General features: G+C 51.5%; 21 protein-coding genes and 1 tRNA gene. 9 read left to right on the top strand and 13 right to left on the bottom strand.

Annotated elements, in window-relative coordinates; all coding sequences use genetic code 11:
- Positions 1-28 precede the first annotated feature (28 nt).
- The 3 genes from GOW48_RS18560 to GOW48_RS18550 all read left to right on the top strand — a co-directional run bounded on the left by GOW48_RS18560 (position 29) and on the right by GOW48_RS18550 (position 2,939).
- A complete protein-coding gene (locus GOW48_RS18560; RefSeq protein ID WP_234900850.1) occupies positions 29-472 on the top strand; it encodes a very short patch repair endonuclease in 444 nt (147 codons plus the stop codon).
- Positions 469-1,719: a type II restriction endonuclease gene (locus tag GOW48_RS18555; RefSeq protein ID WP_170755615.1), complete on the top strand. Its 1,251-nt coding sequence runs from the start codon at positions 469-471 to the stop codon at positions 1,717-1,719. The genes GOW48_RS18560 and GOW48_RS18555 overlap by 4 nt, the downstream gene beginning before the upstream one ends.
- A 650-nt stretch (positions 1,720-2,369) precedes the next feature.
- Positions 2,370-2,939 (top strand): hypothetical protein, encoded by a 570-nt coding sequence (locus GOW48_RS18550; protein ID WP_170755614.1) that lies wholly within the window; start codon positions 2,370-2,372, stop codon positions 2,937-2,939.
- 508 nt (positions 2,940-3,447) lie between these two features.
- On the opposite strand, the gene GOW48_RS18545 is transcribed toward GOW48_RS18550, so the two are convergent.
- The 5 genes from GOW48_RS18545 to GOW48_RS18525 all read right to left on the bottom strand — a co-directional run bounded on the left by GOW48_RS18545 (position 3,448) and on the right by GOW48_RS18525 (position 8,184).
- On the bottom strand, positions 3,448-4,275 hold the full coding sequence (locus tag GOW48_RS18545) for a DUF6339 family protein (protein ID WP_170755613.1): 828 nt from the start codon (positions 4,273-4,275) through the stop codon (positions 3,448-3,450).
- Positions 4,268-5,101 carry a hypothetical protein gene (locus tag GOW48_RS18540; RefSeq protein WP_170755612.1) on the bottom strand — a complete coding sequence of 278 codons (834 nt, stop codon included), beginning with the start codon at positions 5,099-5,101 and terminating at the stop codon, positions 4,268-4,270. The genes GOW48_RS18545 and GOW48_RS18540 overlap by 8 nt, the downstream gene beginning before the upstream one ends.
- Positions 5,098-6,993, bottom strand: a complete 1,896-nt coding sequence (locus GOW48_RS18535; RefSeq protein ID WP_170755611.1) for a hypothetical protein — start codon at positions 6,991-6,993, stop codon at positions 5,098-5,100. The genes GOW48_RS18540 and GOW48_RS18535 overlap by 4 nt, the downstream gene beginning before the upstream one ends.
- A 52-nt stretch (positions 6,994-7,045) precedes the next feature.
- Entirely contained in the window at positions 7,046-7,399 is a 354-nt protein-coding gene (locus GOW48_RS18530; protein WP_170755610.1) for a hypothetical protein, read from the bottom strand.
- Between the two features lie 554 nt (positions 7,400-7,953).
- Positions 7,954-8,184, bottom strand: a complete 231-nt coding sequence (locus GOW48_RS18525; protein WP_170755609.1) for a hypothetical protein — start codon at positions 8,182-8,184, stop codon at positions 7,954-7,956.
- A gap of 954 nt (positions 8,185-9,138) precedes the next feature.
- Between GOW48_RS18525 and GOW48_RS18520 the strand changes: the two genes are divergently transcribed.
- A complete protein-coding gene (locus GOW48_RS18520; protein ID WP_170755608.1) occupies positions 9,139-9,414 on the top strand; it encodes a hypothetical protein in 276 nt (91 codons plus the stop codon).
- Positions 9,415-9,694: 280 nt separating this feature from the next.
- Here GOW48_RS18520 and GOW48_RS18515 read toward each other — a convergent pair whose 3' ends face one another.
- The 4 genes from GOW48_RS18515 to GOW48_RS18500 form a co-directional block, all read right to left on the bottom strand.
- Positions 9,695-12,376, bottom strand: coding sequence for a 3'-5' exonuclease (locus GOW48_RS18515; RefSeq protein WP_170755607.1), 2,682 nt, complete (start codon positions 12,374-12,376; stop codon positions 9,695-9,697).
- Positions 12,377-12,581: 205 nt separating this feature from the next.
- Positions 12,582-12,974, bottom strand: coding sequence for a thermonuclease family protein (locus tag GOW48_RS18510; RefSeq protein WP_170755606.1), 393 nt, complete (start codon positions 12,972-12,974; stop codon positions 12,582-12,584).
- Between the two features lie 23 nt (positions 12,975-12,997).
- On the bottom strand, positions 12,998-13,777 hold the full coding sequence (locus tag GOW48_RS18505) for a COG3904 family protein (RefSeq protein ID WP_170755605.1): 780 nt from the start codon (positions 13,775-13,777) through the stop codon (positions 12,998-13,000).
- On the bottom strand, positions 13,777-15,057 hold the full coding sequence (locus GOW48_RS18500) for a hypothetical protein (protein WP_170755673.1): 1,281 nt from the start codon (positions 15,055-15,057) through the stop codon (positions 13,777-13,779). Before GOW48_RS18500 ends, GOW48_RS18505 begins: the two co-directional genes overlap by 1 nt.
- 317 nt (positions 15,058-15,374) lie before the next feature.
- Here GOW48_RS18500 and GOW48_RS18495 point away from each other — a divergent pair, with 317 nt between their 5' ends.
- From GOW48_RS18495 to GOW48_RS18470, 5 genes are all read left to right on the top strand, one after another.
- Entirely contained in the window at positions 15,375-16,145 is a 771-nt protein-coding gene (locus GOW48_RS18495) for a helix-turn-helix domain-containing protein (RefSeq protein ID WP_214648677.1), read from the top strand.
- The gene (locus GOW48_RS18490) at positions 16,138-17,460 is read left to right on the top strand and encodes a vWA domain-containing protein (protein WP_170755603.1); all 1,323 of its coding nucleotides are present in this window, start codon (positions 16,138-16,140) and stop codon (positions 17,458-17,460) included. The genes GOW48_RS18495 and GOW48_RS18490 overlap by 8 nt, the downstream gene beginning before the upstream one ends.
- 570 nt (positions 17,461-18,030) lie before the next feature.
- A complete protein-coding gene (locus GOW48_RS18480) occupies positions 18,031-18,909 on the top strand; it encodes a helix-turn-helix domain-containing protein (RefSeq protein ID WP_170755602.1) in 879 nt (292 codons plus the stop codon).
- Positions 18,910-19,312: 403 nt separating this feature from the next.
- Positions 19,313-19,762 carry a single-stranded DNA-binding protein gene (ssb, locus tag GOW48_RS18475; RefSeq protein WP_170755601.1) on the top strand — a complete coding sequence of 150 codons (450 nt, stop codon included), beginning with the start codon at positions 19,313-19,315 and terminating at the stop codon, positions 19,760-19,762.
- A gap of 20 nt (positions 19,763-19,782) precedes the next feature.
- Entirely contained in the window at positions 19,783-19,962 is a 180-nt protein-coding gene (locus GOW48_RS18470; RefSeq protein ID WP_170755600.1) for a hypothetical protein, read from the top strand.
- A gap of 3 nt (positions 19,963-19,965) precedes the next feature.
- Here the strand turns inward: GOW48_RS18470 and GOW48_RS18465 are convergent, their stop codons facing one another.
- From GOW48_RS18465 to GOW48_RS18450, 4 genes are all read right to left on the bottom strand, one after another.
- The gene (locus GOW48_RS18465) at positions 19,966-21,438 is read right to left on the bottom strand and encodes a DUF2779 domain-containing protein (protein ID WP_214648676.1); all 1,473 of its coding nucleotides are present in this window, start codon (positions 21,436-21,438) and stop codon (positions 19,966-19,968) included.
- 774 nt (positions 21,439-22,212) lie between these two features.
- A tRNA-Arg gene (locus GOW48_RS18460) sits at positions 22,213-22,289 on the bottom strand.
- A gap of 64 nt (positions 22,290-22,353) precedes the next feature.
- Entirely contained in the window at positions 22,354-23,736 is a 1,383-nt protein-coding gene (locus tag GOW48_RS18455; protein ID WP_331251833.1) for a sensor histidine kinase, read from the bottom strand.
- An 18-nt stretch (positions 23,737-23,754) separates the two neighbouring features.
- The gene (locus GOW48_RS18450) at positions 23,755-25,173 is read right to left on the bottom strand and encodes a dihydrolipoyl dehydrogenase family protein (RefSeq protein WP_170755598.1); all 1,419 of its coding nucleotides are present in this window, start codon (positions 25,171-25,173) and stop codon (positions 23,755-23,757) included.
- Positions 25,174-25,176: the final 3 nt, after the last annotated feature.

Below are 25,176 nucleotides of genomic sequence, written 5' to 3'. Positions count from 1 at the left end.
CCACGACAAAGAAACCCGCAGTAGAAATATGGCTGCAATTCGCAGCAGCGACACGAAGCCGGAAATGATTGTTCGGCGCGGATTACACCGGCTCGGTTTCCGCTATCGGTTGCACGAAAAATGCCTCCCGGGAAAACCTGACCTGGTGTTCCCGAAACATCGCGCAGTACTATTCGTTCACGGGTGCTTCTGGCATGGGCACAATTGCCACCTGTTCAAATGGCCCAGAACACGTGAAGAGTTCTGGAAAAAAAAGATCAGAGAAAATCGCCAGAGGGATGCCATACGTACAGAAGCGCTTCGCAGTGCTGGATGGCGGGTCGGCATTGTGTGGGAGTGTGTATTAAGAGGTAAGTACAAATTGAACGAAAGAAGTGTCATTGAAACCGTCGCACAGTGGTTGGGTGGTGGTCAGACTTCGCTGGAACTCTCGGGATTGCATCTCCAAGAAATAGAGGGGTCAGAAGTTTGAAGTTTGGTGTGCTTTCGGATTTTTTTGAGGGCGCGGGAGCGAAAGTGCTGTCAGAGGTCGAGGTAAACCGAAACAGTTCAAACCAACACGAGTTCCAGGGTGTCAGCAGTTTCAGGAGGTTTCTCGGAACGCCCGAGGAAAAGAAGGAGTACACAACTACTTTTTACTGGCTGACAGACGAACCCAACTTAGAGCCCGTTAAAGTAAAGTCTTTTTGCACCTGGAGTGATGTGCGACGCTCCAAGGCAGGTCGGAGCCCCGAGTATCACCTCTATTACGCGGCAGCTTCTGAAACTGTTGTTAACAAAGCCCGAGCCGGCGACCAGCTCGTACTGGCACGAAAAAGTGACGGCGAACTCATTGCTATCCTTTCACCAGCCGGCTCCACGATTGGTCAGCAACTGTTGTGGCTTTTTGGGCTTGATATCATCTCAGGTCGTTCTGTTTCGACGTCATTCAAACACGGTAATCCGGTCGAGCTCGGTTTGGCGGCCAGGTCCGTGCTGTCTGACATCGGTGTTGAGGTTCTAGAGCCAGAGCCCGACGCTTTTGACAGACTAATTGGCAGGTTTGGTCGCGTTTTTCCTGGAACTAGGGAGCTATCAGCGTTTGCCCGTGAGACTGCCGCGGCACCTGATCCTCTCGATGACCCGGATTCTGCGCTTTTGACCTGGATGGAACACGAGGAGGCGCTGTTCCGGCATCTTGAACGCGAAATTGTGTCTGAACGACTGCAGCAGGGTTTCCTCGCGAATAGCGGTGCCGACGTCGACGGATTTCTGAGTTTTTCACTGAGCGTTCAAAACCGAAGAAAGTCTCGGGCAGGACTTGCATTCGGACACCACGTCGAAAAGCTCCTTGAGCTAAACAACATTCACTACACCAGAGAAGCGACCACAGAAAAGCGAGCCGCTGCTGATTTTTTGTTCCCCGGTGAAGACGAATACGCTGACACGAAGTACCCTGTCGACAGGCTCGCTTTTCTCGCAATCAAAACCAGCTGTAAAGATCGATGGCGGCAGGTACTTGCAGAGGCTGACCGGATTTCGGTTAAGCACCTTCTAACGCTCGAACCCGCTATTTCAACCGCTCAGACGTCAGAGATGCGATCTCAAAAACTACAGCTGGTTCTGCCGGATTCTCTTCACGATACCTATCTGCCTGAGCAAAGAGACTGGCTATTGAACGTCAGAAACTTTCTTGACCTGGTGCGAGGCTTCAGAGGGCAACAAGGTCGACTACTCTGACAGTTTTTTCAAACCGGCACCACGAGACGGATTCCTTTAAGGCTTTACGCTTCTATGGTCGAATGAGTGCGTCCGTCACTGGTGAAAATCTGCGGTGAATTCTAGGACACTAGTCGTGGACTAGTTATCAGAGAGAGCGGTTTGACAGTAATTTTCTCACCTTGAATTGTGACATTTGTGCTCAAATCCGGAGCTACTGCGAGGTGCCAATTAGGTGCTGGCATCATTAAGTAACACATATAAGAAATATATTTTCTTCTATTACTAGCAAAGGCTTAATCTCAGGATTCAAAGTGATATCGAATAAGCTATTTGTCCTCAGCGGAAACGGCATTGCGTAAAAATCTATTATGTTGTCTGTTGACAACTTTGGAGGCGGAGACTAAGTTTTTTGGCACGTGAGAGGCATTCTAAGAAGGAAATCGAAGTAGTGCTGTCTGAGCTTGAGGAGCTCGGATGGACTGTAAAGGTGCGTAAAAAAGGTCACGCATGGGGCTTGTTGTTGTGTGAGCACAACGACAAAGAGTGCCGGTGTGGAGAATTTTGCCAGATGTCAATCTGGTCAACTCCCAAGAACCCCGGAAATTGGGCGAAGAACTTACGCAATAAAGCTCTGAATTGCATCAAACTGAATCAAGAGGGTTCAAACGATGACTAAATTCGAATTCGACATCATCTTCGCCATCCCTGATGGTGAGCACGATGCGCTTGACCTGTCGAACGCCGTATTCGAGGCTGGCTTCGAAGAAGCAGTCGTTGGCACCGGTACGTCGGGCCTTCTTGCTGTAGCACTCGAAATGGAAGGTGAGGACGCTGAGAGTGTCATCGTGAGCGCTGCGCGTGAAATTCTGCAGCAACTGCCGAAAGGGAGCGCTCTCCGTGAGGTTCGGCCGGACCTTGTAAGTCTCGCCGACGTAGCAAAGAAGCTGGATGTAAAGCGTCAGGCTCTTCAGAAGCGCCGTGAAATGCCTCCGCCGGCCGTAGCTGGTTATTATCGCATCACCGAAGTTGCTCAGGCTATCGTGACAATTGTAACTACGGGTCGTCGGAAGGCTCGTTTCGACATGCATGAAGCTGAGGCGTGGCTGAACGCCGGAGTTGGTGCTCAAACTCTGAACGCCCGAATTGCGCTCGGCGAAGTCGACCCAGAGAGCATGGAGTTCCGAGCGAACGACCAAAAAGACATCCCGTCGGCTTATCAAATCCAAGCTGGTGCGTGAGTTCGAGCCCAGCTCCGGACCCTTTTAGTTTACACTGGCTAACTTCGGACAGGTAAATGAGCGCGTAGGTCATAGACATTTTGGGTCTGCAAACACTTTGCCAGTCAATTCGAGCGAGGCATAGTCATCTTCGCCAATCCCCGCTTTCTCCCCAGAGGGGCGGATTTGAGCATCGTGCAGAACCATCAGATCTCTGAGACCAACTTTATTCACGCTCAACACATGGATCTGTTTGCGAACAACGAAATTGTATCCGACGACAGTTTGAAAGATGGCCTGTGCTGATCTTCCAGCCAGACGGTCATTTCACCAGCTATGCAAATGGACCAATTGCCACTTAATAGGCGGGCTTGTGCAGGACGGTTCCCTTTACCTATTTCAGACGATTTTTCGAACAGCTGAAACTGCCCCAACCATACGAACTGACTTTGCATCGCGGGAGCCCGCAAACTGACTCCCGTGATACAACTGAGTGACCTCGCAGACGGTGAAATAGCTACGTAAGCGCTTAAGCAGCCTGTGTGCCAGATTTTCCACCTTCGATGGCATCATCGAAACAATACTTCAGAACTTCTTCGACGCTCCCATCGTCCATCGCTTCAAAAAGTACACCTCCTCCACGAACATTCAGCGATACCATGAACCGCCGGAAGACTGCTTCGGACGCGGTCAGTTCTGGGTGGTTTCGCATGGTGCGAACGATACCTCTCATTAGCTGCATGCGGTTGCTTAGCATTGGGCGTTCAATCAGAGCCTGTCGTATATCCGCAGTCTTCAGAATGACTTTTAATGCCTCTTCTGGCTGTTCCGGTTCAACTCGACTCGCAATGTAGGCGTTCCACCAGAGTCGAGACAGTGCATTGTCGTCACGGACACCCGTCCGGCCCTTTGCAAAATAATGCTTATTTACCTGACGGAGGTTGAACCCTTCGATATCTTTGGCTGCCTCGGCCACCTTTTGGCGACCAGAAATCAGTTTACCTATGGCGGAAATCTGCTTCTGCTCTTTGAGAGGCCAGCGTTTGCTCGCGTACCCAAAACACTCAACATGGGTCAACCGTGCCCACACGCGTTCCTCCGTGGCAACTGCCGGCGTCATCCCAGAGATCAGATTAAAAACTGTGAGCGAATTCTGGATTTCTGATCCCTGTCCGGGGGTACCGTCGAGACTTTCTGGCAGCATCGGATCGTATTCGATGGCGTCCAGAGCAATCGACCAACCGTTGTGACCAGCCAGATCCTGAAACCCGGTATCAAAATACCTGTCGAGGTTCTTTCTTGCGTTTAGCTTTAGTTCTGCAAGAACAGATTCTGAAAAATAAACTAGTTTAGGCATGACGATTCATTTCCTCAAATGACTGCTCAAGCTTTCCAATTGGTGAAGCGAGGAGTTTCTGCGCATTTTCAAGCAGAACTGGGTCTTCGGTATTGATGCCAAGGTGCTGACACTTGGCGATGAACACCCGATGCCAGGACTTATCCTCAAAACTCGATGAGTCGTTTAGATTATCGAGAACTTCCATAATGACAGGCAGATATATTCCGTTCAGAAGAACGGGTTCAAACATTTTTCTGTTCCGCATCTGGTGAACGGTTCTGAACAGTTCTGGCGCAACTCTGATCTGGATTGCGTCGGTGCTCAGATCAATTTTTACAGTGCCCTTTTCGACGTCCTGAGCTTCAACCAGTTCAAAGATGCTTTCAAACCGTTTGAGCTTGTCCTTACCGATATTGAAAGAAGCATCCGCACCAATTCCTATGACTTCAGATCTTGCTACGCTGATTGTTTCTCCGAACTCCTCATTGAAGCCGGAACTCGACCAGTCGCGGAGATCTTTCTCAAGCCAAATCAGAGGTTTAATTTCGACTTCGCCAAACAGAAGGGAGTTATCTAAATGCCAGGTCCCCTTGAGGTTCTCCGCCTCTTTTAGCTCTGAGTAAAAAGTGTCACGGCAGCGAATAAAAGCTCCAGCCTTTACTATGCCCTGCTCCCTAAGACTATTGAGATCCTTCTCGGTGAGCTTGATTTCATATTCTAGCTCAATCTCGGCCCCGATGGTTTCGTGAACTTGGATCTCAATTTCGAATTCACCATTTCTGAAGTCTCCGTTTCCGTCGCACAGAACTGGGTGAGGGAAATGAGAAGATGCATCAATTTTCATTTTTCATCTCCTTTTGTTGCGAGCATCTCAATTGGTCCCGTGTAATCCTGGTCAAAAGCCACATGTAGGGAGATACGTTCACCTTCAGCAGCAGTGAGAAGCAGTCTTCCATTCCGAACCTCAGCCTCGTCAGGTCCGGAAACCTGAGCGACATTCAGCTCAGAGCTATCGTAAACTCCCGTCGCGCGAAGTATCAGCTCCAGTCGACCTGAGGCATCTGGTGTGAAGAATACAGCTCTCTCTCTTGGGCCGCGATCGACGTTGCGGATCTCCTGTAGTGCAACAGGAATGATGTTCCCTGTAGTTCCACTACCCCCGCTCCCTGTACCTTTGCCGGTTCCTTTACCACTAGTGCCTGCGCCGCCGGCGCCTCCCAGATTTCCAGCACCACCCAGATCACCTATTGAGCCCGGTGCTGGTTGTTTTGGAGTTTTTGGCCTGCGCTTTTTTACTGCAGAATAAACTAGAGTCTGCGGGTCCTTTTCATCAGAGCTGATTTTCGTATCTTCATCACCAGCATCGGCAAAAAACTCGCCGAGCTCATCAAGCTTAACAGTGTCTCCGATCATAGCTTCGGCATTCAGCGCGATGGTTTCACGGATCTTTCCAATGAGTTGCTGCATGGCCAGTTTAACGCGCCGCTCTTTTACCGGGTCATCAAGACGACCGGCAGAAAAGGCATTGTGCTGTGGGTTTTCGATTGACTTGAGAACCCGACCTGCAGCGTTATCAGCAGGCTCAACAAGCATTACGAAGTCTTTTTTTCCTGGGAATCTTAAAAACTTATCCCCGAAGTGCTCAAGAGACTGTGTGATGAGCATTCCGTTTCTGACAAATCCGACACGTCTTGGCATTCCCTCCCGAACGAGGATACGTGCCGCAAATTTCCCCAACCCCTGAATTTCAAAATTGGTTTCAACTGACTCGCCGGAAGTGCGGCAATCGTACAGATGCCTTGCAATGTCGAGATCATCGCTGTGCGAGGCCTCTTCGGCTGCCGCTTTGACTGCGTCGTCTTCAAGAAGATTCGGAAGAGTGGAAGCGTTTACTTCTCTTTCTTCGCCCGTTTCGTCATCACCAACGTTAAAGACTATTTCGCTGTCGGCGATCGCGCAGAAGAAGTTCGAAACCAGTGCCACAACCATGCGGTCTACCCAGTCCTTCTGGGATCGGAACCCAATGGAAAGTACGGATGCACCCTTCTTCTCCCGGCGCAGCCAGTCTTCAACCAGATAGGGATCCTCAACTGCCGCAAAGTCATCTTTGAGACCCCAATAGCCTTTGGCAGTCATATCGTTCAGGTTTTCATCTTTGTGAGAAACGAGTTGGACTTTCCCCTGCACTGCGGTTTTCAGATCAGTTTCCGGTCCGTAGAGGGTCGAATAAAAGACAGTACGAAGGTCGGAGACGGCAAAAGTCGCATTCTTTCCGATACCGAAAGAACCACCAGAAGTCTCAGAACTCTTGTTGCTTTTTCCACTGCTTTTGACCAGAGCGTGAAATTTTGAACCTACATCATTAGGAGGTCCTTCCAGGCCGGTCGTACTGAAATCAGCTATTTCAAGTACCGGGATCTGGCTTTGAGCCGCGACTTTTTTGGCTTGCTTGAAAAAATCCTTATCTTTGTCGTCACCTTGGCTGTTCGCGGCGGCGTAACACTGGTCGATTGTTGACTGAAGTTTTTTCAGGTCGGGAATTTTTTTTGCTTCAATCAGCTTTTTTCGAAACCTGAGCTGCACCGGCTTCCCTTCCGCAGCATCAAGCGAGTTCTGGCCAGCTTCTCTAGCACAGCTGGTGTAAGGAGTGTCGCGGAATGTCTCGATTCCAGCGTGGCCGAGCCCTTCAACTTCGCCGGCGACGTTTGGAATGAATTTCAAGGCAGTCTGGCTCATAAATCTGTCTCCTGTATCGGCATTCCGTCAAACCACGGACGGTTTTTTCTGTTCAGTCAGCGGTCTGAATTACGACCGGGGATTTCGTTTCCGCATTTTCGAGGGGCATGATGCGCGTCGCTACAAAAGCAACTAGCGGCGATAGCTGATCACCTTTTGGAAAGGTCATGCAAAGACGCCCGCGGGTTTTGTCTGTCCGGTTCAGTACGTCTTCTTTGGTTCCGATCGCAAATACACCGGTCTCTGTTCTTAAGACTTCAAACAAATCGATACCTGAGGCGGCTTTCAGCTGTTCGGGTCCAGCCGAACACAAGTTAGACCATCCGTCACTTTCGGGTTTAATTTTAGCAAGCCGAAGTTCACACCATGAGGCACCTACCGGGTTCTCCGCATCCGAAATGCCCATTCTGAGACGACCACGCTGCAGATGCTGGATTGATCGGGGGCCGGAAAATACCGCGGCTGGACGAAAATCGCGTGCGCCTGAGGGCCATTTGCAGTCGAGCACTTCGATTTTGGTCGACTTGTATGCGACGTCAAAAACGTCGCAGATTGCTTGCCCTTTTGTTCCCGAAACGTCCTGCCCTTCCAGTACACGCTGGCCAGCCGGTCGGATACTGAAACCGCCTATTTCGCGTTCCAGCCGTGTCTTGTCACTTTCATTCATAGAGATGCTCATTGCTGTTGACCCCCAAGCATTGGAATATGCAGTAATTTCCGGTTACCGTTGAAGAAAAAGTGGGCAGAATTTCGGCCGCATGTTTTCGAAAAACTGACAGTTTGTTTTTCCTGTTCGCCATAGAACGCAATTTGCCTTTTGAGGTTTGCAGTCTGGTTGGCGAGAGGGCGCAATCTAGGCGAAATTCTTGAATTCGAGTTGTTTTTGTCACTTCGAAGTTCGCATCCGCGACCGTTAGAACACGAAGACGAAATGCCGAGTGCTGCGTATTTTGCACCGGTTTATTCAAATGGGCAGTCTCCTGATTTAGCCCCATTGAAAACGGTGTAGCCAGAGACTTCAGTTATTCTCAACTGACCCAGAAAATCTCTCTGGGCCATGGACACTGCATTATGAGCTTCGTCCTCCGAAAGGTTGGGAAACGCTTGAATGATTGCTTCGACGGCCTCGGCTCTTTTTCCATCACCCATGATAATAATCGCCGCCAGTCCTTTTGGGCTATCGATCGACATGTTTTCACTCCTTAAATTACTCTATTTCGTTTGATTGAATGCGGGAGGGGGTGGTTACCCTCAACCGGGCGCTGGTCCTTTGCCTCGCGTACCCGGAGCCTGTTCCATGGAGTTACCCACGGGCTTGTCGCCATAGTGATTAACTACGTCGACAGGGTCACGACGACCCACAGCCATCTTATGGCACTGGCATGCCATCGTTCGATGCACCGCAACCGGGAGAGGATCAGTCCCTCGGTTTGTTCTTTGCTCCTTCTTTCTCGACCTGCATAAGCAATTTCAAAAGAAGATATTCCGCATCACGTTCCAACTTGCGTTGTCGCAGCGGACGGTATCCCAGTCGACCATTGCAGAATGCATTTAGTCGACACATTGAATTGCGAGCCCGAATTCTCCCCAACCGTTTCCTTCGTCTGTTAAAGTATGCCGTTGACATCATTGACCGGTTAGGTTTCGCGACGCGACTACGCCGTTTTTTGAATTGCTCCAGGCTTTCAAGTCTCATTTTGCTATCCTCGCCCAATACTTGCGACCGGTGGGATTAAGGATTACCCACAACCCTCGTGCCAGCGAGGGAACCTGCAGCCGGGTTAGAGTTACCCCGACACTTGGAAACCGCCTTACACGACCCCCAACGAGCCACTATAGCTCTGCATCCGCCTTACCGTCCCATGCAAACGGTTGTTCGGCGCACGGCCTAAGAACCCGCGTCCGGGTTCCAATTCGTCTTTAGCGATCACCCCAATCTAATCTTGATTGCTAACGCGCAATTAGATCACGAGAGATCCCGCAAAGCTGTTCATTTGGATCACCAGGCCGTTGCACCACATTGCACCGCCAGACGCTTTAGCATCATTGCCTGGATGAAAAACATATAGTATTACGTAATACGTATTGCAAGTAAAAATGTAATACGTGTACACAAAAGTGTAATAATCACGCTAAAGGGTTGAAATGGAAGACAAACCAATATCGATACGCCTCGGAGCTCGAAGATTGCAAGCGCTGGAGCACTACCTTTCGGAGAACCCTGACGAGACCAGAAACGGTGTGATCGCAGGCGCCGTCGAATCATACTTAAAAGAAACTGGGTTCTGGGTGCCTGCATCAAATGAAGCGCAAGTGGCTCAAGATGACGCACCAATGGCTCAGACCAGGCCAACGCTTTCAGAGCGTGTAAGGAAACTTGAAGAAACAGTCGTTCGACTGGAAAAAGCCTTAGGATCATAAGTCCGAGCGAGTCGCCGTGGTTCGGAGCGACCGACTGAAGATTTAGAATCTTGTTCTGGTCTGTGAAACTGGTGTCACGACAGAAGGATTATCCCAACAAAGATACGGGCGCTACCTAACAAATAAGTTGATCAGGACCGTCGCAGGCGCGACTCTACGTCAGGCGTCCTGTTCAGGCGAGATCTGGTGCTTCTGCGTCGCTTGCCGGCAACAAACTGACCCTCGGCGACATTGCCTGAACGTCCTCATACCAGCGTCAAAATCCAAGCTGCCAACTCACTTATAATAACTTACTGTTGAGAGTTAAAATTCGCCGACCTGGCCTCGCTCCACTTGGTGTCGTTCCAGTCGTCGATACCAACCCCAGTTCCTGGCTGAATTTCTCGCGCAACTCCTTGGAAACCTGAGGACCAAACACCCTCCTCGCATTTGCTTCGCTTTCAACCGCCATAATCGCATTCCTGACGGATCGCCACTTTAAGCTTCCACGGCCACCTGCGGCCCTCAATCCTTTACCGTCGACCAATTCAATCAGCTTATCTATCGTCTCGTTGGAGAGCCCCATAGCATGTTTCGTAAAGCAAAATTGGTGGCCACTTAGTCCAAACAGGTCGTTCTCATTTGTTTCTGACCATTCAACATCTGGCAGCCTCTCTGGTTTCGAGAGCAGCTGTTCAGCAGGAAGACTTTCGATATCACTCCACTCAAATTCTGTGAGCTGGTCACCGATATCCGACAGCCAACGGCTTTTCTGTGAATGATATGAAAGGTATAAATCGTTCTTCGCGCGTGTCATCGCTACATATAATTGGCAACTGAACCGATAAAGCTCGTCTTTAGGGACGCCCGCAGGGGGGAGTATGCCGTCCTCACAATTCAAGATCACAACCGTATCAAATTCGTAACCTTTGGTCTGCTCGAGATCAGATATCACCAAAGGCTCATTGAAGGGATCCAATGTGCCGTCTAATGCAGGTAACCCCAAATAGTCAGCATACGCTTGAACTTCGGTGTGTTTGTAACCGGATATGACAATACACGCAGTGCTGTCAGGACTTTTTTGAATAAATTCTCTCAAATGAGTTACCGCGTAGGTCAGTTCCTCTTCAAGACTGCTGGCTTTCAAAAGAACTGGGGCATTCAAAGATCTGTTGGCGTATTTGGGATCAAGAATTTCCAAGTCATCTTTTGCGGTATCCAGCATTTCCTCTGCTAGGTTGTTCAATAGCACAGCGTAAGCAACTTCCAGGATCTGGCGCGTATTTCGATAGTTCCGGGTGATTTTTTCAGAACGACCACTTACTGATATTCCGGCATTTTTAAGGACCCGGTGTTTAGGCAGGACGTGCTGTGCAATATCTCCACAAAGGAAAATATCGTTCGCTCCCTCAGCGACCAGGTGCCGCAATATTGCCAATTCCGTTGTCCCAAAATCCTGAGCTTCGTCAACAATGATATGGTCATAGTGGACCGATAGATCAGCAAGATGTTTGCTCACAGCTTTGGTTAAACCAAGGTAGTCAGTGATACCCACTGCCTCCATTTTCGTCTCCCAGCCGAGTAATCCTTCTAAGACTGCTTTTCTTGCGCCTTCGCTTAGCGGATGGCGGCGACCACTCCGTTCGATTTCTAAGTAGTTGGTCCTGTCCGGAGTGGGGAGCGCACTACGGATCCAGTCGAATTCCTCCCGCAGATACGCTTCAGCATCAATTCCCTGGGCTGTCAGATTGCGATGTAAGCGCGAAAGTACCGATGCATCCTTATTGTTTTGCCACTGGCGGTAGTATTCCCGAAATACTTCATCGATATTGTCGCCGAGCTTGTCAGAGACTTCACCGTAATAGCGAACGCGATCAGGCTCGAGCTCCTCAAGCAATCGCTGACACAACTCGAACATCGAAACAACTGTAATTCGCCTCAGGACATCAGGTTCATCGCAGGACAGTCTGGCCAGATGCTTGATCAATCCGGCCAAACTTTGGTTCAACGTCACGATCAAAACTTCTGGCTTATCTGCGTTCCCAGCAAGTCGAATGGCCCTTCTCAAAGCAATACAGGTTTTTCCGGCGCCTGAAACGCCAGAGAGCTGTGCTGCTCCAGTGTAGTCGCGATCAACGATGGTCTTCTGCTCGGGATGCATAAACAGCAGCCAATCAAGTGATTTACCATTCCGTGCAAATTCATTGATTTTTTGCAGATAGTCGTCACTCCCAAAGGCGACGTCGTAAACGTTGGAGCCCACTTTTATTGTTACAATTTCCGCATCACTCCAAGCATTTTCAGTCTTTGCACGGCCAAAATGCAGATCGAGCCGCATCGCCGCCCCTTCTCTGTCGTCTTCCAATAAAGCCAAGAGAACATCTTGGGCGAGGCTAGCAAGGCTTGGATCCTCAACCCTCCCGGAAACGTCATAGATCTCACTAGGGTCCGCCACACACTTAAGAATACTAATTTTTCGACTCACGGAACCGGAAAATTCATCCAAGAATTCGTCCAAGTGGTTCTCATCCAGTCTATCGATAAGAAGGCTACCAGATGGAACCGCATCCCGTCTTAGCTCTGGCTTAGACCCTGCACTGTTTTCTCGGGTAAATTTAACTTCTCCTTCAAGTAGTGCGGGGGTCAACCCTGAGTTCTTATTCAGCCATTTGTCGCATTCGTCATGAGACCCGCAGAACAACAACCAGATTATCCGATTAGACTGGACAGTTATCAATCGAAACGCGTCCCCTAAATCGTACTTTACGCAGCCTCTTATTCTGCTTTCCCCGTGCTTTGTCGTTTTGAATGACTTGAAGGCGTTTGCTCCCTCGATACCCACCACTGCTATTATGTCGTTGAGTTTTTTGAAAATATTTCTGCGGTTTCCGCCCAGCTTGTAAAGATTTTCATGTGAATGCGTGAACTCTTTTGTACCAAAGACTTGCACCACTTTTTGCGACTGTTCGCTATTAATACTCATATTTTCTCTTTAGAAGTTCTGCGCTGGGACGTCGTTCGTTTGGTTCTGACTCGAGCCAAAACAAGACACGCGAGGCGTGCATTGTCAAATTATGTAGAATCGCCCAACACGCGACAATTCAAACAGTGATCTCACTAACGCAACCATAGTATGTCAGGCTCTGGTGAATTTAGCGATGAAATCAGCACTTAGTTTGATCACGCGCTCAACAATAGGAAGCACGTCGCAGTCGCGATTTGGCGGAAGGCGTCTCGAATTTTCGATAACGACCTCCACTGTATCGCGCACAGTCCAGAGCGAAGCCGGCGGCAATAACAGCGGCGCCTATGTCTTGTCCGTCGGCATAACAAACGCCAACCCAACGATCATGGGTGCGCTCACCGTTCAGTTTGCACTCTATGTTCTTGCCTCGTAGGAAGTTCACCATCCAGCGCTTGGCATCCTGACCAGAACGAGTACCAAGCTCCGGCGCATCCACGCCGTTCAAACGGACCGGAGTGCCATCGACAACGATCGTGTCCGCGTCGCGCACCTGGAGGCCACCAGCGGCAGCAGTAGTGGCAAAAAATGCCAAGGCAATTGTTAGCTTCTTGAACAAGGCGAAGTCCTCGATGTCTCGTGTCAATCGATAATTTGGGTTGCTATGCGGGTATCCACGAGTTCTTCCTCGATAAGCGCATAAATTTCTTCGGGTGGGGTGTTCAGTGAAAACAGCATCAATGACGGGTCCACACCCAGGTCAATCAGGTGCTGCATCGTCTCTCCTTGCCCCTTCTGGATGCCCTCTACCGCGAAGACGACAGGTATTAAGCGAGGCTGGTCGTAGTAGTGCTGATGCATACCTACAATGCTGCGAAGAGAGACGATGCGTTCCAAACCGCCTGCAAGGACGTAAGGACATGACGATACGCACATCGAGCCAGCAAGAACGGCTGTAGGAAGCTCAGCACCTCTCACCTGCTTACCAATGGACAGTGCCTCGGAAACCACTCCTCCCGGGCTGTGGAGAGCTACAAGGTCGGGCTTCTCCTGCATGTCAGACAGGTACGAAGCGAAGCGGGCCGAGTCGTCCACCTCTATCTGGCCGCTAAGAAGAAGTATTCTCCCCAGTCCTTCGACTTCCTGAACTGAGAAGTCCAATCGGTTTGGAAAAGCCTCTGGCACGGGTACGTCCAAAGGTCCATCCTTCAGCAAAAGCGACGGATCGCTACGATCAGTGCGATACTCTCGACGTTGATCGCCGGGGGATATCGGACCAGTCGGGAGTTGAACACGCTCCTTGAACGGACTTGGCATTACACCAAGAACGTCCGACGCTATTAGAACGCCGGCAATCGCGAGCTGAAGGATCAGTACGTAGCGTAGCCCTGAACGAGGATCGAGACGGCTTAACAGGCTCATCACGTTTCATCTTTTTGTGGAGTGGCGCGGTTCAGGATAGCTGCGTCTGCGACGCCCATAGTCGCCTCTACGTCCTTCATGGCATTCATTGCGGCTCTAAGGTCAGAAAGCGTCAGAGTATCCTCAATGCTCATGCCGTCTTTACCACTGCGGATTGCGGCTTGTGTGATAGCCAGCACAAACACCAACACGGCGGGCAACAAGTCGATGGCTATAGCTCCGGCCCAGGAAGGGACGAAGTTGTGGGCGTACTTGATCACCGCATCGGCGCTGGAAATCGGGTTATATGCCGTCTCGATGGGCGGTTCCATGTCCAATACCTCGTCAGCAGCGTTCTTGAGTGTCTTGCTGCGTTGGTCCAAGGCGTTCAAAACAGAGTTGATTGTGGACGATTGGGCGTCTCGTACGTCGGAGCTGCGCCCATCAAGCTCTGGCAGTACGACCGAGGATGGCAAGTCCTCAGCAGCACGAGCAACAAGTGGTGCCACGCTGTACTGGTTGAGGCGCGAGATAACACCCGCCAGCTTCACGCTTTCCTCGGAGAACTGAACCGAGCGGCGATCTACTGGACCGGGCGCAACAGTAAGCTCGCGCATTTTTGCAAGGATTTCGTTGCCCTTCTGGAAGGCTTCCTCGATAGGTTCTTGCTGTGCCGCAATCTGTTCCTCTAGGTTTCGCAACTCCTCGGCCTTTTGTTTCAGGACACGAAAGACAGCACCTCGACCGGCGGTGCCTGAGAGGACTCCGGACTGCTCGAGTTCAGCGTTTTCTTCAAAACTCTGGCGAGCGCGCTCCACTTCGCGGCCCAACGCTTGGCCACTTAGGGCTATGTCATGGGCTTGCTCAAGAGCGGCTTGGTAGTCTCGGACAGTGTTTTCCAGGTGTTGTTCGACTGCTGCGGAGCCAGCGAGAGCCGCTGCATTTAGCCAGCTGGACATAGCAATTATTGCGACAGACCCTACAATTGTGGAGATCGTTAGACCAATGAATCCACTCGCCGTTCGCATTGAAGGCAGCAACCGAAGCATGTAGCTCCAAAAAACAAAGATCCCGACAGAAACGGCGATTGAGTATGCGACGGCGGCAAAGAAAGAGACTGCACCGTTATCTTCCAAAAGAGAGGAAACACCAAGATAAGTGTAAATCCCGGAAGCTATTGCGAGAACGCCTAAAGCCGCGGGTGTAAACGTGTCCAGCCAGGCTAAATGACTTTCGAGTTCCTTGGCCGTCCGCAGACCTTTTGCTTCTTCGGCCGTCAGTCGATCCCTATTCTCCGTCATGTCTAACTCGTGCTCCGAACTCATTATCGCAATGCAACAATAAATAATCATCTATTTGCAGGATTTACATCGAAGCGCACGTAACGTCACCGGGAAGGTTTTACTTGCGTGCAGCCGCCAAAAATTTTGGAAGTTTCGCCAAAACTAATGTGGGGATGACAACAATTCTTTCTCAAACCTGCGGCATAACCTGCGCAGTGTGGTCGACGTACCTATCGCCCGACAAATAATCGTCATTTCTTATCATATAGTACCTAAGAAAATACTCACAGCAGCCGCCTCTTCGCATGCCATCATTTTAGCTCGCCAATCAATAAATGAGAGGCGACGTAAGTACTGAACTTACTACAAGCCATGATATCGACAACTTGACATGTCGAGATGTCGATATTATTCGATTCGCTATGAAGGATGGAATCACACTTGAAGAGCTGAGCGAAAGAACCGGGGTGGAACCTCGAACATTGCGCTCATGGATTAGCGAAGGACTACTTTCCCCGCCAAGCAAATCGGGGAGAGGAGCAACCTACCCTAAAACAAATGTAGGGCGGGCCAAGGCGGTTCTGACGTTAAAAAATGCATACGGCATGACGCTGGCAGACATTGGACGCCGGTTCATGACTGCAACGGAAGAACAGATAGAAGAATGGGCTGAGGAGCTACTAACCACACCCAGATCGCGAGGTTCGGCGCGGGAATATCTCAGAAACATTGACACACAAAGAGAGGTGCCGCTCGCATACAAAATGGCTCCGATGCCGCGTGCCAGATCTGAAGGCCGACACAGCGAAGAAAGGCGCGAATTGCTCGGTGACAAGAAACCGCGTTTTGTTGAACGACGGGAAGCAAAGCGCCTTGAGAGAGAAGAGAGCCTTGCCAGTATCGAGCAGCTGATCGTCAGTTTGGAAGAGCTTTTTGAGGGCCCAGCACCTCGGCGTGCACGAGGCATGATCTGGAACCGGATCTCCATCACTCCAGACCTGGAGCTTTCCATCAGAGGCAAACTTGAACCACGGGAGCGCGCATTATTCGAACAACTCGCGGACCAGCTCCGCGCAATACTAATAGGAGGCAAGAAACGTGACTGATATTAACATTGAACTGAAGTGCCAATTTGACCGTGAGCTGTTTTGGGAGCGCGGCGACTCCGTTCGCTACTTGGTGGCCAAGGTAAGAGCCTCGGATTGCAACTCGTCTTCTAGACGCGACCGGGAACCATTGAACATTGCTTTGGCAATTGACGTCAGTGGCTCGATGTCAGGTGGAAAGCTTGAGGCAGCAAAGCAGGCAGCGTTGGGCCTCGTGCCGAAGCTATCAAGCCAAGATCGTTTGACGCTTGTTTCTTTTGGTTCGGACGTTGTTACTCACCTGGATGCTGTTTCGGTCGACGACAAAAACTTGCCAGAAATCCAGTTTGAGATTTCGCGCTTGCGGACGCGTGGATGTACAAACTTGAGCGGTGGGTGGTTCCAAGCTGTTGACCGTGCCGCCGCCGTTTACGAGGCGGACTCCAGACTGCCGCCACGGGTCATTATCCTAAGCGATGGGCACGCCAACGAAGGCGTTACGGATCCTCTTGAACTCCGCCGGCATGCGAGCGAATTGCGCAAAAGAGGCGTAACAACTTCAGCACTCGGTATTGGAAATGGATATGATGAACAACTGCTGCGGGGCATCTCTGAAGATGGAGGTGGAAGACTGCATGATGCCGAATTTGACACCGAAATTTCATCGGTTTTGCTCGGTGAGCTAGAAGACATCTTCTCTACCGTGGCCGACAACGTCGAAGTTTCAATTCAGTATCCAGCTGGGTTTCACGTAGAAATCCTCGGCAAATCCCCATCTCTTGGACACGCGGGACGCTTAAATGTCGATTTGGGGCCCATTCAAAACGAAGTGGAACGCGCGGTGGTAGCAAAGGTCACTTGTCCGACGTCCGCTCATAAACAGCGATTTGAATTCACAGCGAGCGTTTCTGCCAGCTCAGTGGAAGGCGGCGAGCCATTTCAACCGCAATACAGTACTGCCCTACTTACGGCTGCCGAAAGAGGAGAAAACGCAAGGTGTCCAAAATCATCGGAACTTGCGTCGATAGTAGCAACACATTGGCAGGCCCACGTATTGAACCGCGCGGGGCAAATGAACCGAGACCGAGCGTTTCGAGACGCGGCCAACTACGTTGAAAGAGAGTTACGGTATTTTGAGGCATATGTTCGCGAATTGCCGGGAAGCCGGGAACTGGTGCGTGGCCTAAAAGTACTCGCGCGGCACGTAGACCGTGATATTTCTCCGAGAATGCACAAAGAAATGACACTCACCTCGGAGCTTGCGTTTCATCGCCGCGCGGACCACCGTGGAACTGCAAAAAAATCCTGGGTGGATCGTATGGCAGGTGGAGATTGAAGGGTTGCCAAAAATTCAGGGATTCCGAGCCTTTTTGCACGCCGCCTACTGGCGTGCAAACTCGGCAGCATGGTAACCATCGCCTCTGAAAAACAGTGTCCAGATCGACCAGAGGCCAGTTATGCATCAAAAATCAGATTGGTCCGTTCAGGTGGGGCTGATCATGGCCTCGCTATAGATTGGCCGAAGCTCTCTGGCGGGAAACATCGATCAATGGAATTGCCTGATGCTCGAAAACAGCTCTGGCTCGCAAACGCGCGACAAAACGGACACCTGGGGCTTTGGAAGCAGTATGAGGAAGAGCAATCGGCTCAGAACATGAGCTATTGAAACTATCTGCCAGCAAAACTTTATGCAAAGCGGATCATCGGATGCAAGCTTGGTATCGATTCTCTGCTTAAGAATGCTGGCAGCACCGCGCAATCAATTCTTGCCCTATTTTGCGTCCTATTTTCTCTAACATAATGCGAATAAAGCGGTCTTACTGGTAAAACAGGGCAAAATAGTGCCATCTTGATACACCAAAACATGCCCTGCAATATGTGCCCAATAGTAAGCAAAGGACAATGTATGGCACTCGACCACAAGCTGCTAAAAGAAACACTAAAGAGCAGAAAACTCACGCAGTCTCTTATTGAAGACTGGACTGGAAAAAATATCCGAACTGTCAGGAGGTGGTTGTCTGGGCAGAACCAACCTGGAGAGGAAGACATCAGGACAATTGCGTCCAAACTAAATATCGAACCCGAAAAACTCGACCCTCGGCTGGAAGAGCAAAGTGCTGGTAAGATTCAAGTGAGCGCCAGGCTGTCTGTGGCTTCCCATAATGCTTATCAAATCTTGAAGAACCGTTACGGCGTAAGCCAGACGGAAGTAATCGAGTTGGCACCCATAATGTTCGCGGCAATCGCAAAGTTTTCTGACACGCTTGCAAGGCAAGAGGCCAGCGAACTCGAGAAGGCGAGCCAACGCTACCCGATTGATCCAAGTTCTGTACAACATGTCGCGGTTGAACTGGCGTTTGCGGAAAGCGGACTGATATTTGGAACGGATAGTGAAACCGGAGACTACTTAGACTGCATTGGAATTGGTAACCCGTTCGCGAATTGCATTGACTATTTAGCAGGTGGTTCTTCTAGAACTCGGTTTACTCCTCTGGGTGAATGTCCTGGAAGCAAGGACTTTGTTGTCGACGAAACTGCTCTCCTTGAATTGACCTGCGGAGACAAAGAGCTCGCGACTGCAATAGCAGACGGTAAGATTAGGCTCGACTTGATGCACAGAGATTTGTGGAACGAGAACCGCACCGATGAAAGGTTAAAGTGGCTGAAGGACAACTTGCCGCCCAAGGCCGACATGAAGAAATTCATTGAGCGTTTGAAAGACAGGGACCCAAAAGCAGCAGCAACATTCGAGGATTTGCTTTTTGAGGAAGGGGATGAAGGATGAACCACTCACGCTCAAATCCAATTGCCCTCACAAAACACGCAAAACAACGTGCTGCTCAACGCTGTATAACAAGCAAAGCGCTTTTGCTGCTGCTCAAATTCGGGGACGAATCTGACACACGTGACGGCTGTTATGGCTACAGGCTGAGCAGAAAAGTGGCGAGAGAATTGGTTGCGGAAATGGCAGACCAACCTGTCCTTGATGAAGCATGCAAGCTGCGAGTGATCGTGTCACCATCCGGGGGCGTAGTCACTTGCTATCATTGTTCTGAGCGCACGTTGCGCGCGCACAAGCGTCGTAGCAGGGTGGCCAAGCGCAAGCGCAACTTGCGCTAAGCCCAAAACCTACAACGAATTCACTGAAGTATTTCAAGGGCGGCGCTCTGCGTCGTCAGGGGACAAGTATGTTCCAGGAGGAAAAAATGTCATCAAGTAACAAAGCAATTCTCATCGGAAATCTGGGTGCAAAGCCAGAGGTCAAGATCTTCGACAATGGCGAATCCATTTGTCGGTTTTCGCTCGCCACGAATTCAAGCTGGAAAGACAAGAAAACCAGCGCGTGGCGAGAGGTGACGCAGTGGCATCAAATCGTTCTACGAGACGAATACTTGGTGGACCTAGCCAAACGGCGGCTAACCAAAGGTACGAAAGTGTATGTCGAGGGAGCGATTGAGACACGTACCTGGAAAAATGTTGAAGGTCAGACCGTGCACACCATCGAGATAGTTCTCCGAAAATTTCGAGGCGAGATGAAAGTGCTGAGCGGAGGCATTCATCAATCGGACCTAGTGAGCGGCTGGCCTAAGCCCGCTGACTCACCAATGCATAATCTGGATGACGACATCCCTTTCTAAGTTCTAACAGGTGCAGAACAATGGCTAAACTAACCCAAGCGGAAAAACAGGCGATTGCAGAATACGAAGCAAGCCATGAGGTGAAAAAACTACCAGACGGAGAAGCGGACTGCGCCAAAGCATTGAGAAAATGGAGAGTTTGGCCGCTTGGTGGAGGATGCGTACCATCTTACAGAGAGGAAATAAACGATAGTCACTAAACCTCACATCGCCAGCAATTCCCGATGAATTGCGACCATCGCCCATGTGTCACGCGTGCAATACGCAACAAGATCAGCATAGACCTTCTCGCGCGCTGAATCATCCGGTTCCGTCAGTGTTACGTCCTTCCAAAGGCGAGACGCGCTCGCCCCCTCTTTGATGTCCAGATCATCATATGAAAGTTCTGGCAAAAACGCTGGAAGAACGGCCTTGATAGAGGCGCTTCCCTTGAACGTGGGATCGTTGATCACTTCATCCGCAAACGGCTTCATCAGATCTACAACGCGGGCGTTTAAGTCTTCTAGAAACTCTGCATGCTCTGGATAAGTTTCCGCCATTTCCGTATTGCGCGATTTCTCGAACGGCGCATACCAAACCACAACGGAGCCAACGTCTCCCATGTCCTCACGAAGCCTTTTCAGCAAGGCTGGCATTGGGTTACTGGCGTCTCGGTGGAGATACTCCCTGTGCTCAATTTCTCCGCCAGGCTCATGCTGGATATGCAAGGAATACTGGAAAGCCACTTGCTGATAGGGACGCGTTCCGTCCCAGGGTGGCAGCAAACTCTGAGACGTCTCGTAGTCAAAGTAATAAACCGGATAGACAATCTCGCTCAGAAACCTGCTTAACTCCTGATGATCGATTGTGCGTTCACCGTTCGCCACTGCTCTCAAGTAGCGCTGTGTCGACTTGCCCAACACAGATGGATCACTGATCTCGTCAATCTTTGTGATCCCATTTGCGATGAGTTCCGAGGCTTTTTCCGCATTCATGAACGGAAGGCGGTGGATACTGTCATGCGCGAGAGGTGGGTCGAGTTTTTCGCGGATCTCCAGCCATTCACCATAGGATTTAAGGCGCGCACGTTCGGGGGACGGATCAGGCATCGTACCGCTGGCAACGAAGCTCAATGCCTGATCGATACGCGTGCGTGTTTTTTCGAGCTGCTCAGTCACCGCATCCGTGATGTCAGTGATGCTGACAAGCTCTTGCGGATTGATTTCGCCGTTTCTGACGTAATCACGGTTCACATGTGCCACTTCGCAGCGCGCAATGGGGAACCCCGCTGCCTCAAGCACGACACGCTGGAATGCGAGATCAAAAGTGTGTTCGGGCTTTGCAGATGTCCCGCTCTTGATCTCTGTCAGAACGTACCCATCGCCACTGCGGCTCACGATGTCGGAGATGCAAGTTATGGTTCCATCTTCATAGCGTCCCTGCGCCACTGCGTTTGCACCGTTTCTCCAAGCCTTCAAAGTACGCGCGGGCAGAGCCTGGTATTCAGAAAAATCTGAAAAACCGAGGCGAACGAGATCACCAAATAGCTCCTCAGCATATGGCTCAAACGCGTGCCCCTCGTCAAAACGCGCTTGCAATGAAGGGTCAATCGGCGGCAGCAGATGCCTGGCGTGTTTCTTGATCCAGAGCCAGGCGGGGTGCCTGAGAAACATCATGTAATCTGATTTGGATAGCATCGTATAATCTGCATTCCAGAATTGATGAAATCAGCAAACGATCATCAGAGTCATTATTAATTTATCGTCGATACTGCGAAGAAACACAGTTGCTAGGGTTAATGGCTTGTCTTTCAGGTGACAAGCAAAGGATTTTTCCCGAGTTTATTGGATCATGGACAGGCGGCATCGTGGTAGGGATGAAGGCTCACCACCGCCCACGTAGAATACAAAAGTCTCGACATGAAACCGGGAGACGAAATACCTTCCAATAACCCAAATCGTGTTTTCCGGGCTGCTATATTGGAGCCCTGCAGCACTCAATGCGATCTGGGCTGGTAGAGATCGAGCGGCAGGCACATTTTCCTGTTTGTCTTTGATGCGTCAAAAGCACACTCGAAAGGCGAAACGGCGCATCCGTTCTCCTAGTGGGTCGTGATTCCAGTAGCCGGCCTGGGAAAACTGCTTTGTAGAGCCGCTTCCAGTATTGTGTGCACCTTTCTACTATCAACGGAGTGCGCAGCCATTTCTTTGGTCAATCCTTGCATGGGGAGAAACGCGGCCTCGCTTAACCACGTAAGCGGAAGCTATGATCCGGGATTCCTAGACGTGCTCGAAAAGCGTGTAAATCGCATAGGAAGGCCAACTATCCAGTACAAGTAGTTTCCGACCAAACCACTAACTCATGTACCAAGAACTCAGCTTGAGCCTGGGTAAAACAAGCGCCTTTGTCTCGCTCCTGTCTCGCCCGCAAGGCCTAAGAGTCAACCGCCACAATCTAAGTTGTTGATTTAGTGGCGGACCGAGGAGGATTCGAACCCCCGACCCCTTGATTCGTAGTCAAGTACTCTATCCAGCTGAGCTATCGGTCCGCGTTGGTGAGGCGGTGTTTAGACCCGGCGTTAGATACGTGCAAGCCGATTCTGCAAAAAAAAATCAAAAAGTCACGTCGCCCCGCGGGAGACGGATTTCAAAGGTCGTTCCCATCGGTCCGGTTTTGGATAACAGCAGATCTCCACCGTGTCCGCGCACCAGCTCCTGCGAAATCGCCAGACCAAGCCCCGACCCTCCTTTGCGCACGCCCCCCTGAAATGGTGTAAACAGGTTTTCACGGGCCTTGGGCGGAAGACCGGGACCGGTATCTTTGACCTCGACGCACCAGCTGTTCTCGTACTCACAGCCCGAAATCGTGATTTTCCCGGGCTTGCCCGACGCCACAAGTGCCTGACGGGCGTTGCGGACTAGGTTCATTATGACTCGGAAAATCTGTTCTGGGTCTGCTCGCGCAACCAAATCTTCGGGCAAGTCGTTTCGGATCTCAACGCAGGCGTCCGCCACAGCCAGCTGTTCGCTGGCTACGACGTCATCGGCGATAGTATGCAAGGGGACCATCGTCAAAGTCGGCGCAGGTTCCTCAGCCCGACCAAACGCGAGCGTCCCTTCACAGAGAGAGACAGCACGGGTAATCGAATTCACCAGTTTAGGAGCCATACGGCGCACAAGTGGGTCATCACTGGATTCGATCCTGTCCGTGAACAACTGAGCCGACGTCAGGATATTCCGCAGGTCGTGGCTGACTTTGGCCACCGCACCACCAAGTTGAGCAAGGCGCTCGCGTTGCTTCAGAGCCTGGGTCAGTTCGGTCTGCAACTGTTGCAGCGCCTCTTCCGCCTCGCGCAGCTCGGTTACCTTGGAGTTGGGGGAAATGATCCCCCGCGCGTCTTCGGGCGCACCTGCGTAGCGCTGCATGTATCCGACGACACCCTTAATCGGACGAACCAGAACCACCCGCACGGCAAGGAACAAGAAAAACGCAGTAATAATTGAGATTACAAAGGACAGGCCAAGTATCCGCAGGCCGTAATCTGTCATCGCCATGTGTAACGGCTTGCTGTCAGTGGTCACCTCAATCAACAACCCCGCCCCTTTGACAGGCTCTCCGATCACTCGGATGATCTCGTTTTCCGGCGTGAACAGGCGCGCCACGGCGTCGCGGATCAAAACCCAGGGGGTCGCGTCACGCAGATCAAATGTCTTGATGATCTGTTGGGGGATTGGCGAGGACAGCATCAGTTGCCGCACCTCATCGCGCCGCAGTACGACGTTATAGACGCCCGCATTGGCCAGCAGTTCGGCCTCAAGATCATCGGCTAGCATGTCATCTGCCAGCAGCGCCAGCGACGCAATTTGGGCGCGTTCAAGCCGGTTGAGCAGAAAGTCCTCGCGGAACCGCGCAATCGAGGGGACAAAGATCAGGATCTCGGCCAACATGACGAAGACCGTGGTCAGGATCAGAAATCGGCCCGACAGCGAGTTCACTTTGCACTCTCCTCCCGGTCAGGGCATCCAGCGCTGGACGAACCTGACCACTCGTTTAACTGTCTGATTCTCAAACAGCCTTGGCGAGAAATAGGCACCTGCCACGCGTTTGTTAAGCTCTCCGATCGTCGGATAGGGCGAAACCATCGCGGCTATCTGTCCCATCTTTAGGTTATTGGCCAATGCCAGAGACCACAAGTTGATCAACTCACCCGCCTGATGGCCCACGATTGTCGCACCCACCGGGCGCCCTTTTACGACCATGACCTTAATGAAGCCTTTCGTCTTGCGCTCAGATATGGCGCGGTCGTTGTGGTGATAATCAAAGCGCGCGAATTCCACCTTGTCACCGTGCTGCGCGAGTGCCTGCGCCTCGGTCAGACCAACCTGCGCCAATTCGGGATCGGTATAGGTGGCCCATGGTATATGCGCGGTTTTCGCCTTGGAGGGCAGACTAAACAGCGCAGACCGGATGATGATGCCCGCGTGATAGCCCGCGACATGAGTGAATTGCAGCCCACCCGCGACATCGCCGATGGCATAGACTTTCTTATTTGTGGTGCGCAGCGAGTCATCCACCTTGATACCGGTGCGCATAGGTTCGATCCCCGCCGCCTCAAGGTTCAACCGGTCAGTATTGGCTTTGCGCCCCGCGGCCAACAACAGGTGCGAGCCCGAGTAGATCTGGCCGGTCTCGGTCACAACCTCGACCTTGCCGTCCGCGCCGCGAATCTGTGCGACCATAGCTTGCTCGTGAATCTCGACACCTTCGGCGCGCAACGAGTCCAGCACGATCTCTGCCGCCTCGGGGTCGTCCTTGCCCAGCGCCTGCATCCCCTCGATCACGGTGACTTTGCAGCCCAGACGGATATGGGCCTGCGCCATCTCCATTCCGATCGGGCCGCCGCCGATGATCAGCAGATGCTCGGGTTTGTCGCGCAGATCGAAGATCGTCTCGTTGGTACAATACGGCACCTGATCCAGACCGGGGATCGGCGGCACCAACGGCGACGAGCCGGTCGCAATCACCACCCGGCGCGCGGTGATCAGATGATCGCCCGCCTGCACCTGCGTGGGCGACACGAAGTGACCATATTCGCGGATCACTTTGACGCCGAAACCTTCGAACCGTTCCTGACTGTCCATCGGCTCAATCTGCGCGATCACATCATGCACGTGATCCTTGGCGGCGGCATAGTCCACCTGCGGCACCACATCGGCCACGCCCAGCGCGGATGAATGCGCCTGCCCATAAGCCGCCTTACCGCTGGCGATCAGCGCCTTCGAAGGCACGCAACCAAAGTTCAGGCAGTCTCCACCCATCTTGTGACCCTCCAGCAGGATCACATCCGCGCCCATCTGGCTGGCCCCGGCCGCAACCGACAGGCCACCCGACCCGGCGCCGATCACCAGGATATCCGTCTTCAATTCTTGCATAAG

Source organism: Ruegeria lacuscaerulensis (assembly GCF_013033355.1).
Taxonomy (GTDB): domain Bacteria; phylum Pseudomonadota; class Alphaproteobacteria; order Rhodobacterales; family Rhodobacteraceae; genus Ruegeria; species Ruegeria lacuscaerulensis_A.
Note: the sequence above shows the minus strand (reverse complement) of the source record. Positions and strands in the feature narration are given on the sequence as shown.